Here is an 11,290-nt window from a genome sequence, read left to right on the forward strand (position 1 = left end):
CGGTTTACTGACACACATTGTTTTCAGGATTTACTTCATCCATCACCAAAGTAATATTCTCATCTACAATTCGAGACACATACACCATAATATCCGCTCTTCGGTATAGCTGCCAATCATTTTGCGGATCTCCTGTTTCTGCGAGTCCTTCTTCCGAACCCCGGCTTTCTTCATCAAAGTCAACTTCACTGGCCGGTGAACCCTCTTCACACACGCCGGATGGATAAATCGATACCGGAGGCAGCAAATCACTATAGGTATTTAATCCGTCATACAATTCAAAACTTGTGTTTTGTGCCCTTTCCATAGCCAGCGACATATTTTCTTCCGCTGCTCTCTCTTCCGTTCCGGCACCACGCCATATTGGTGAAGCATGCCCCACAACTGAAATAGAAATCGAAGTAAGAAATGGATTATCAAGATTATTGGAAATTGCACCAACAATCTCGGCCAGTGCAGCCTCGTTATTTTCAGCCAGTGCCCCTGAATGTAAGTCACTGCCGGCCGTATTAAAATATACGATTCGGGATACCAGCTGTTCGGTATACTGTGCCATTTCGGCTGTATCGCATTCTCCCTCGTGTGGTTGTATCTCTCCCGGTTCGCCTTCAAAACCACCAACTGAAAACTGACCTCCTCCCTGGATAATATTTATACTTGGTAAATTCAAATGCCCTCCCAGTTCAAGCCCCAAACACGCACCTGATGTATTAAAAAACAAATCATTCTTACCTGGAATAAGCAAGTAAAGGTAGGCCGCATCAACACCTGCTGTTAGCCCCAAACCTGAACTAACCCCGATTGACTGCTCGATGGTGCCACCTTCAAAATCTTTTGGTCCATACCAATCGGGAGTAGGATCCGGATCTGCCGAGCCGGAACATAATTCCTCATTTCCAAAGCTTGATGATACAGCAGGCCCAATGGAAGCACTGATTGAACACTCGCCTGAAAGTCCTGCATTAATTTGCACATACCCCTGCTCGAAGGTCATTCCAATATTGTTGGAATAACGAAAAACCACATAACCACCTCCTATTCCCAATTTCAGGAAACAACCTAATTTTAACTTACCAACCGGCGTTTCGAGGGCTCCGCCCAATCCTGCACCAACTGCGGCAATATCATCTGAATCGCCAACGGCAGCAATAACATTCATAGTATAGTGGTGTTCTACATCACTTTCAGGGTTTAGATTAAAATGATCTTGCAATTCATTTACCCGGTTTTTGTCATATCGCATCCATTCGTTTACCAAATCCAGTTCATAATTGTTTATACCTGCTACAGAACCAGTGCCGTCCATAATCAGTCGTTGAATTTCAGTGTGGGTAAACGGGATTACATAAATCATAGACTCTGTACAATAGAAATCGGTATTGTAAATTGAATTAAATGACGCCAATAAAGGAGAGATAGTTGGAATCGTACTACTCACTGCCGGGTTATCCCAATTTTCCTGATTTCGCCACGATTCCCAATCCTGCACGTCGTCATGAAAAGATCTCAAAAAATCCTCTATTTCAATAACGCTTGATTGCTCAATGTCTCCACATTCTGTTGGCAAGGTATCATTGACATCAAGTGGAGGATCGGTATTTTGAGGCGCTTCGGTGGCCGGGTTGTCCTGCTTTTGAATCACACTTCCTTCCAACTCTTCAAATGGACATGAATTGTCGTTGCAACTGCGCTGAACACGATCAGGTTGTTGTTGCACAACATGAGTCAGCTCATGAGCCAATAATTTCTGCCCCGATTTTGAATCAGGTTGATATTTTCCTTCATTAAAAAAAATATCATTTCCGGTTGAAAAAGCTTGCGCTCCCAGACCTTTATTTAGTTCTGCAGAATACGCTCCTGTATGAATATTAACATCCGAAAAATTAGCTCCGATGTTATTTTCCATTTTACGGCGCACAGTTGAATCCAGTTTCTCCCCGCCTCCTTTTTCAGAATTTATTGCATCTTCAGTTTTCTTCGAAACAAATTGAGATGAAGACTCCGTGCTAAACATAAGAGTTGTGTTACCTTCTCGTTTCGTCTGCAACTCCTCGTCTGAACAATCCGGGCATAATTGCAACTCATCCTCGTCCTCGTCCGACTGTAATAAAACGGTTTCTTGTTCGGCAGTCTGAACCGAAGGATTTACCTTATTAAAGCTCGAATTTCCGGAAGAAGCAAAAAACGGCTGAATTCCTGTATCTTTGCTTTCGGTAACGTGTTCTGCAGCTTTGTCAGCCTCCACTTCAAACTTATCGCCCTGTGTACCCACGTTCATTTTAGGCTGAAAAAAGGGCATATTCTTTTTATTCGCTTGAGAAGACGAATTTGAAGCAGACTTTGTATTTTCAATTCTGTTTAGCATATATTATTTAGAGATTTTGAAAACGCTCATAGGCTTTTTTTAGTTTTTCGTCATATTTATTGGCGGCAAAAGAAGGTCCGTTATAACCACGTGCAAACGAGGCCCAGTTTTTTGACTTTAAATGGCGGATCAGATTATTTTTTTCAAGATATCTGCCAAAGGCCCCCAGATGCTCGCGCTCGTGCTCATACATTTTTGTAACAAAATCATCAACAGAAGCATATCCCAATGATTTATAATGATACCCCATAATTTGAAAAGCCCCCCAGGAAGCGGAAGCATATGCGGCTTCTTTAAATCCGGGCTCAAGTGAAATTGACACTGCCTTTTCCAAGCGGCCATACTCGCCTGCACCTCCCAGATAAAAGTTACGGGTCCACTTTTTATACAATACGTCTTTATTTTCCTCATTTAATGCGCTTTCAGGCGACAAATTAAGTTTCACCAACTGACGCCAGAAAATATGTCCTTCAAACAAAATTTTGGGCCTGCCATCATTTAAAAATCCGCTTCCACGACTTTCTATCTCATTCACCGCCTTTACTGCTGCCAATTCCACGTCGTATTGTTTTGCAAAATCATTTAAATCCTGCTCCGACAATAACTTCTCGTTGAAATCTCCTGTGTTATTTTCCTTCGATTCAAATTTCGCCCAGGTTTTTGAGCCTACAATTCCATCCGCCACAAGATTATTTTTTCTTTGAAAGTCTTTTACCGCAGTCTCGGTTTCTTCACCAAAATAGTCTGAAACCGTAATCTTGTATCCAAGTTTCACCAGCTTTTGTTGAAGAGTTAAAACCTCTTGCCCATTGGAACGGAATTTTATTGTTTTCATATTTTTATCTTCAGCTTATATTATTTATTCATCTCTTACAAACAAGATTTACGTTTTGAGAAAATTCTAAACTATCACTTTATATTACTGCGAAGAAGCCTTCTATTCTTCAACTACAATTTCTTTCTCCCTTACAAGGTCAAACCATTTTAGCTTTAGCCTGTAATTTCCTGAGCTGGAAAACAATCCTTTTCCCAAAGGCCACTCAATCCTGGCAGGTTTTCCGCATAAAATCTTAAGATTGGTTATCGTGCCATTTTGCACTGTCAAATCCCATATAACACACTGTTCATTGTTTATAAACAGCTTTGTATCTGATATATCGAAGGGAATACTTTCTTCTCCTTCGCAGCTAATTTTTAACCCCACTTTAAATTCAGAAAGTTGGTCGAGTTTTACTCTTTCAGAATTTACAAGTAAATCAATATGTATTTTATCGTTCATACTTAGTTTAAAAAACAGTATTGTTTATAAACCGGAGAACCGACGCACCGGCTTTATTAATCATCATTGTACCTCCCGGAAACATAAAAAATGCTTGTACCGTATTGGTAAACAAGCGTCCCTGTGCATCCGATTCTCCATCGATTTTATATCTGTTTGGAATTACCCACTCAAAAGTTCCAAAAGAGAACGGTCCCGGAACGCCATGCCAGGCAGCGTGGTCTCTTAACCCGGTGTTATTATCGTTGAAAGGCAGGTAGTCAGGATTCGGATGATGAAAAATGGTTGCTGCTGCGAACCGATTAAAATAACCGGAAACATTTGTTGCAGGTCCGGGGACTTCGAGCCACTGTGTGCGTCCAAAATTCACATTCAAGGGATTTACAGTTACATTTGTTAACATACAGGCACCAGCCGTTCCTGCAGGGATCCCGTGACGTGTCCCTACAACCATACTTAAATTATTTGGAGGAATTACGGTAAAAGGAAACACTTTTGTTCCTCCCGGAGTTGTGAGTGATATTACTGGATTTGAAGCAGTTGGTGGTGCTTCCCAAACAATATTTGAGCCGGTATTCATACCAATGATGTGTCCATCGGAAACTGTCCAGGTACCCGATGTATTGGCTGTAAAACGTACACGCTCTCCTACTCCAACCGTAGTTCTAGTATCGGGAGAACCATCTGGTGCATTTTTTAATGTTTCTGAAGTTATAACCGGAGGAGTAGTTGGCGGCGGAACTGCCGGGACCGCCGGAGGTAGGGCTGGTGCTCCGCCTGAATACAAAGCATCAAGCGCCGACATGGTATTAGCTCCGAGAACGCCATCAGCACCGAGAGAAGAAGCACGCTGAAAATCCATCAAGGCTCCTCGCGTTTCGTTTCCAAAAATTCCGTCTACACCAAACTGTAGCAGCGAAAAACCAGCATCGACCAAAGCCTGTTGCATAAGTGTTACAGCTGTCCCTGAGTCACCGTTCTGTATTACTCTTTCACCATCAAAACAAGCCTCTAAATCAGCATTTCCGGAAAAACGTGCCGCAGACAAATCATGACCGTCGCCAATTGTCATTTGCAAACGCGCAGGAATCATCGCTTTCTGCTGAATGGTATGGGTTAGTTCATGTGCCAGTAAATGTTTTCCCTCATTTGACTGAGGATTATATTTTCCTTCGTTAAAATAAATGTCATTCCCATGTGTAAAAGCTTGTGCACCGAGCTCTCTGTTTAATTGAACTGCTTTTGCATCCGTATGAATACTAATATGGCTAAAGTCGGCCCCAAAACCTTTTTCCATTTCGATCCGGGTGTTTTTATCGATTTTGTTGCCACTTCCCGACTTACTTTTTATATTTTGCTCGGTAACAGAATTTACGGATCTGCCGTTCCCATAGGGTTTGGTCTGCAACATTTCTTCTTCCTCCTCTTCGCTTTGTCCGGCAACAAATAACTCATCAACAGGGCCTTCTGCTGCTTCACCTGTCTTTGGCTGTAGTTCTTCTTCCTCTTCATCCTGTTCCGGCTGCATTTGTGCCATTTCTTCCTCCTCCTCAATTGGCTGTGTTTGTGCCATCTCTTCTTCCTGCATTTGGAACTGAAGGGATAACTTTGTCTGCAATTCTTCTTCGTCTTCTTCCTGTTTCTGAACCAAAGGTGTTACTGTTTCAGCGATTGGCTTTTCCTGTATAAGCCAACCTTCAGTATTTGAATAAGATGAAGCTCCCGGACTAAAAAAATGCTCGGTTTCGGATTGAGACTGATTAACCACTTTGTCGGCTACAGCGTCAGCTTCCAACTCGTATTTATCGCCTGGATGCCCAACAGAAAGTTTTGCCTGCCCACCGAAAAACCCCGAGCTATTCCGGGCCATAAAAAATGGAGATTTTCTTCTGAATCTGCGTTTTCCACTATGAATTTTTGTTCTCATCATTTTAACTCTAAATACCTACCAATCGACGTATACTAGCCTATCCATCCACGGAATTTTAACCATTGACAAATTCCACGGTAGTTTATCCAACAAAACATCCAGTGCTTTCCGTTCCACGACAAGATTGAAATTTCGTTCGTTTTGAATCAATTTTCCATCACGCTGTAGAAACGCTTCCCTTAATCCATCCGGCGAAGTATTTTTTAGTACCTGCCAGTGTTTAATAGCGTCTTCCAATAGATTGTTTACTTCATTTTTTATTTTTGGAGAGATTAAGCTTTCTCTCTGAACCGGCATTTCTAAAGGGAGCCCGCATAAAAACTTTTCAAAAACCAGATTGGCTTCAAAAACATTTTCTTCCCCGGTAGCCATAAAATGTAATATTTGAGTTGCCAATTCCTTTTTACTCTGTTTGAGCTTTCCTGTTTTATCAATGATGTTCAATTCACTATAAAAAGATTTTAAAAAGGGATGCAGCAATATCACACCAGCATTTTGAACCGCGATTTCATCTTGTTTTTTATTAAAAAAATATTCTTCGCTTTTCTTTTTTTGTTTACTAATTTTTCCAAACAGTTCAGGAAGCGTTTTTTCCATTGCCACAATGGAAAGGCTCTGGTTTAATATATTCTGAAATTTTTTATTTGACAACGTGCTTTCGCGCGTTGCAGTCAAAAAAAGTTTAAAAAAAAGAGAAGCTTCTTTTTTATCTTTTTGAGGCCACCCTGAAACTGATTTATGAAGAAACTGAAACCAACTTTCAATTGTATCAACAATCAATTCAACGGGCTGATAAGTTGAAACGATGAAGAGAATTTGTAACCATTTTGCAGCGAATAATCCGTTATTATTTTTTAAGGATGATAAAATTTCTGTTTTCCTGTCTTTTAATCCTTGATTTAAACCTACAAGAAAAATAACTGCCAACTTCGGAGAGAACTGATTTACAAACCTCTCTACTGACTTGGGGTTTTGTGTGAAAATTTGGATTAGCCGATCAAAGAATACATCATCCAATTGAACTGTTTTTACCAATACGTCCTGTTCAAACTTTACAATTTGCGTCTCTCTGCCATACCAGGGTAAATATCCATTTTCAAGAAAAAAAAAGAAAACCTCCTGATTGTTTCCGGATTCTGAAAGTAGAACAGAATTTGAAGATTTTTTTTCTATTTTAAACTGCTTAGCAGATTTTAGCTGATGGAGCAATTGTTTTTCAAACTGCTCTACTATTTCAGTTTTCCAAAAAGATTTGTCTTTCGAGACAGAAACCCCAAAATCAATATCCAGACTTGCTATCCGCGAAATCAACTCTGTGGTTCCATATTTATCTAATAATCTTTCAAGTTCAGGCAAAACCTCATTCTTTAAAAACAAATCGATGTTGTTTTTTATATTATTTGCCTCTTTTACATCAGAAGTATTTACCTCCACAAATAGCTTTTGAATGATATGTTTTGGTTCTGTCAAACTAAATCAGATTTTCTTCCATTATTACTTTAAAATGTTCTTCCAAAATTGCTCTCCCCTTAATTTTTTCACCCCAGATTTTTATAAACTCTTTCAATTCATCGGAGAAGAAAATCTCACGTTCTCTTAGTCCTCTCAGCAGGGTTAAAATCAACTTGAACAGTTCAGCAAGTTGGTCGGCAGAAGCATCAATAACATCGGCATTTTGGCAACCTAAAATATTGTAGAACAACTTTAACTGCAATTCAAATAACCTTAGCAATTTCGGGAATTCTTCTCCGTCACGGTTTCCTGACATTTCAATAACCATTGATGCTGTTTGCTGCAACAATTCCAGGAATTGACTTCGTAATTTTTCGTTATTCTTTCCGGCCAGATAATTATCAATATCGTTTAATACACCTTCTTTAAATTTATCAGTACCTCCGTAAATTTTACTGGTCGACATCCAGATGGGAACTACAAGATTGGAGCCCGGAAGATTTTGAGTCTGCAAAACTTCCAAATCTTTCTGCATTGCTATTTTTGCATCTTCCGTACAAGTATTAATCAATTCTGTCTGGAACGTAATAAAATCAGTCATATTCGAGCCACAGGTTTCACTGATGGCTTGCAAAGCCAAACGCCAGCTGGTTGGCGTATTTTCTGTTAATTCAATGGAAACTGGCGACGTATCGCTGCGTTCAATTTTTTCTCCGTTAACATTCCAGACAAACGAACTTGCTCCGGTTGAGTTATTGGTAAGAACAAGCTCATTCCCAACCTGCTCAGGTTTAAACGATGCTACCGGAGCCTTATTTACAGTGACTTTCAAACCGGAAAGTTTTCCGTTTAACAAGAACTCAATTTCTCCCGATTCCGCATTTGCAGGAACAAATACAAAACTTCCCGCGGAAATCTGAGTAACACCCTGCCCTTCAATTTTGGCTTCAGCTCCGGCAGGCGTTATTTCAAATGGGTAATTTTTTTCATCATTTTCGCAGAATGAGTCTTCCGGTAAAGCTATTTGTACATCAACTTCTGCAAAAATAATTTCATGTTCAACCGTCGACTGACAAATTCCATTTTCCGCTGTTACAGTAAGCGAAACAGTAACTTTATTTTCGTCGTTAACAGGCAAAGTATATTTGTGTGTCGGATTCCTGTCGGTTGAAAGATTATCATCGCCAAAACTCCAGAGGAAGCTTGCTCCATCCAGATTTCCTGTTGGTTTGAAAGTAATCTCCGTTTGAGAGGTTGGTGATTCAGGTACTTCAAAATCAAACTCGATGGCTCGATACACAGTAATTTCGCACGGTGTAATCTGGTCGTTCACAGTAAAATGAATGGTTTTCCCGATCATTTCATCAGGGAAAGCATTTTCATCAAAAACGAGCTTGGTTCCGTCAATGCTCATGCCTTCAACTTCCTGGTCGGCTTTAATAACGCCATCGGCCGGAGAAACATCAAACAACAAAGGACTGGTATCCTGTCCTAAACAGAAGTGGTCTTTTTCCAGGCGCAGTGAAACTGGTTTTCGTTCCACAATAAAATTCACCGGAGCACAGTCGGAGCAACACATGTATGGTAAAGCAAAATCTGCCACCACGGTATTGTTTGGCAAATCGGTTATTCTTGCTGCCCTGTTGAGGATTTCTGTAATTCGTGTATTTGCCAGTAATTCTTTTTCAGAAAGCGCCTTTTCTGTAAGCAATTCTTTTGGATTAACATTTTCTGCTCCCAGCAGTGAAAGTCGGTTTACCGGATTCACATTTGCAACCTCCCTTACAACCGAGATTTCCCGGGCTGCACTAACATTAGTTAATACATTTCTTCCGGTATTCAATTTCGTCTTGTTCAAATAAATTAAAAAGAAAGTGCCGCCTGGCTCAACACCGGCTTTGTGTTCCAATCCGGGGTATTTTTCAACAAACTTCGAAAGTTTGAGACGGACAATAATTTTTTCCTTCCGCTTGTTGATTTCTTCAAGCAGCACTTCCAGTTTTTTAGCTGAACAACAAATTGCTGAGAGTTGTGTGATTAAAACGCCCATCAAAGCTTTTAAAGCCGATGAGAGTTGTATATTCTGATAACGGGCTTTCATTTTTTCCACCCGCGAGCATAATTCTTTTAAAGTAAGTTTGTATTCATCAACTTTTACAACATCTATATTCGTAAGAATACTTGGCATTTTTTGCGCAACAATATGTGCATAAGCCATCAGTTCAATTGACCTGTCGATTACAAATTCTTTTAGTTCCGGTTGTTCTGCCCAAACTTCGTCGCTTATTTTTTCAGCAACCAAATTGTCTGCCCTGGCAATAATATCATTTACCGAACCTCCTTTGGTTTCAACCAGTGCCCTTTTCATCACGCTTCCCAAAGCATTTTCATCAACAATTAAATGGTCTGAAACAATTTCGCTGCTTTTGGTTGATGAAACCGTAAAATCCGAAGTTGCTTTTGAAACAATGCCTACATTCACATTTTTGTTTATCAGTGTAAATGTGTCATCATCCACTTTATTGGAATCGGTCAACAGATTTAACGAAGAAACTCTTTTCGCACCGATCAAATTTTCCCTGATATTTTTCCCGGGCTCGTCGGTTCTGAACCCAGAGAAAAACTCGGAGACTTCACCCAATACACAATCCTGTTCTGCAGTCCAGGCACGAAGTAATACGTTTAAGTCTTCAAATTCGCACTCGTAATCATCAATATTTAGGGTCTCAGTATTAATGTTTACCGACAATGCTTTTACATCAAAAGCCAACCCGTATTTTACTTTTAATTCTTCAATTTCTTCCAGTGCCACTTTGTAGTCTTTTCCCTGATGACCTTCAATCCGGAAAAAATCAAAGCGGTCGATATTAAACGCCAACGGTTCCTGTACTTGTGGCGATGTTGATAACAAATCGGAGTGATAACTCAAATTTGTATTCGCTTTATATTTTTCTGTTTTTTCTGCATTCCATTGTTTTAAAAATTCTTTCTGAATGTTGTAATAGAAAGGAATAGCGCGATAACCTAAATCGGACAATTTATTTGATGGTGTAATTTTTATATCACCAGCGGTTGTCTGAAAGCGAAGAACAAGTTGAAACAAACGAAAAACCAAACTTCGGCACTGTTGAATCAGGTCTTTTTCCCCATTTAAAATTGGCGATTTATAAAAGCTGTGGCGGTAATTATGAACTTCCTCCTGAATTTCATCCAGACTTCCCAACATCAAATGTTTTGGAAATGCATTAATATCCGGGCAACATTCTTCTTTTAACGACAAGAGTAATGTTTTGATTTCATTATACGTATCCACCACATCTTTCACACAATCGTAGCGATATTGCACATTAAACGGAACGTTGTATGCATTGAAATTGGTAATTCCTTTTAACGTTCCGAGATACAACGAAAGGTTTGAATTGGAAATATTAAGCTGCAACAATGTGCCAAAATTCTTTATAATTTTTGAAATTCCGTTAGTCAAATTGGTCATCAATCCATCAGAATTTAGAGCTAGATGATAAGCCCGTTTTAACTCGTTGTAATTGGAAGTATTTAATTGATTTAAAACTACCCGACGAACAGCAACATCTGGTAAATCAAAATACGCATTAACAACATTGTGTTTTGAAAAAATCGAATCGAGACTTAAAATAAAATCCGCATCATTTTTGGAAACCAGTAATACACGAAGTCGTGCTACCTGTTCAATTCCCTGGTTATCGCAGTCGATGGCAGTACACAAATCTCCTTCTTTAGGATAGGATTCCAAATACAACAAAACCACTTTATTTTGCAGGTCGACAACCGTGCTTAACGCGTTTGAGCCCTCTATATTCTCAGGCAGAATTTCCCACATTTCAATGGGCACTTCCTGGACAGATCCATCAACTGTTTCCAGCCTTTTGAAAAAACGATAATTGGCAAAACTGTCTTCAAACTTTTTCACCCACGAGAATTCCATTTTATCCAAATCGATGGATTTTAATAGGGATTCAGGAATATTTTTTCGGAGGTTAATTAAATCGCCGTCGGTGGTTACACCTGCCCCTTGCGTTATTGTGATGGAAGGTTTCGAGGCATTGAATTTCAGGTTAAAACCACAAACGATTCCAACTCCGCTCAACAATATCCGCGATAAACGATCCTGATCTTCAAAATAGTTTATAAAGCTGTTTAGCTGGTCTTTTGTTAATACCTGGTCATCGACAAACGTATTATACTGTGTGGTAATTTCGGTTAATTTTGTTGCCATAACTTTTCA

6 protein-coding genes are annotated in these 11,290 nt (G+C 39.7%); all 6 read right to left on the bottom strand.

The annotated features are described in order from the left end of the window. Positions 1–4 precede the first annotated feature (4 nt). The 6 genes from K5G00_RS10440 to K5G00_RS10465 all read right to left on the bottom strand — a co-directional run bounded on the left by K5G00_RS10440 (position 5) and on the right by K5G00_RS10465 (position 11,281). Positions 5–2,365 carry an eCIS core domain-containing protein gene (locus tag K5G00_RS10440; RefSeq protein WP_238766105.1) on the bottom strand — a complete coding sequence of 787 codons (2,361 nt, stop codon included), beginning with the start codon at positions 2,363–2,365 and terminating at the stop codon, positions 5–7. A 7-nt stretch (positions 2,366–2,372) separates the two neighbouring features. Beyond that, positions 2,373–3,200, bottom strand: a complete 828-nt coding sequence (locus K5G00_RS10445; RefSeq protein ID WP_238766106.1) for an N-acetylmuramidase domain-containing protein — start codon at positions 3,198–3,200, stop codon at positions 2,373–2,375. Positions 3,201–3,302: 102 nt separating this feature from the next. Next, positions 3,303–3,644, bottom strand: a complete 342-nt coding sequence (locus tag K5G00_RS10450; protein WP_238766107.1) for a hypothetical protein — start codon at positions 3,642–3,644, stop codon at positions 3,303–3,305. Positions 3,645–3,651: 7 nt separating this feature from the next. Then, a complete protein-coding gene (locus K5G00_RS10455; protein ID WP_238766108.1) occupies positions 3,652–5,574 on the bottom strand; it encodes an eCIS core domain-containing protein in 1,923 nt (640 codons plus the stop codon). 15 nt (positions 5,575–5,589) lie between these two features. Continuing rightward, on the bottom strand, positions 5,590–7,044 hold the full coding sequence (locus K5G00_RS10460; RefSeq protein ID WP_238766109.1) for a contractile injection system tape measure protein: 1,455 nt from the start codon (positions 7,042–7,044) through the stop codon (positions 5,590–5,592). Between the two features lies 1 nt (position 7,045). Next, positions 7,046–11,281: a PKD domain-containing protein gene (locus K5G00_RS10465; protein WP_238766110.1), complete on the bottom strand. Its 4,236-nt coding sequence runs from the start codon at positions 11,279–11,281 to the stop codon at positions 7,046–7,048. Between the last annotated feature and the right edge of the window lie 9 nt (positions 11,282–11,290).

This window comes from Maribellus maritimus (assembly GCF_022267315.1).
GTDB classification, from domain to species: domain Bacteria; phylum Bacteroidota; class Bacteroidia; order Bacteroidales; family Prolixibacteraceae; genus Draconibacterium; species Draconibacterium maritimum.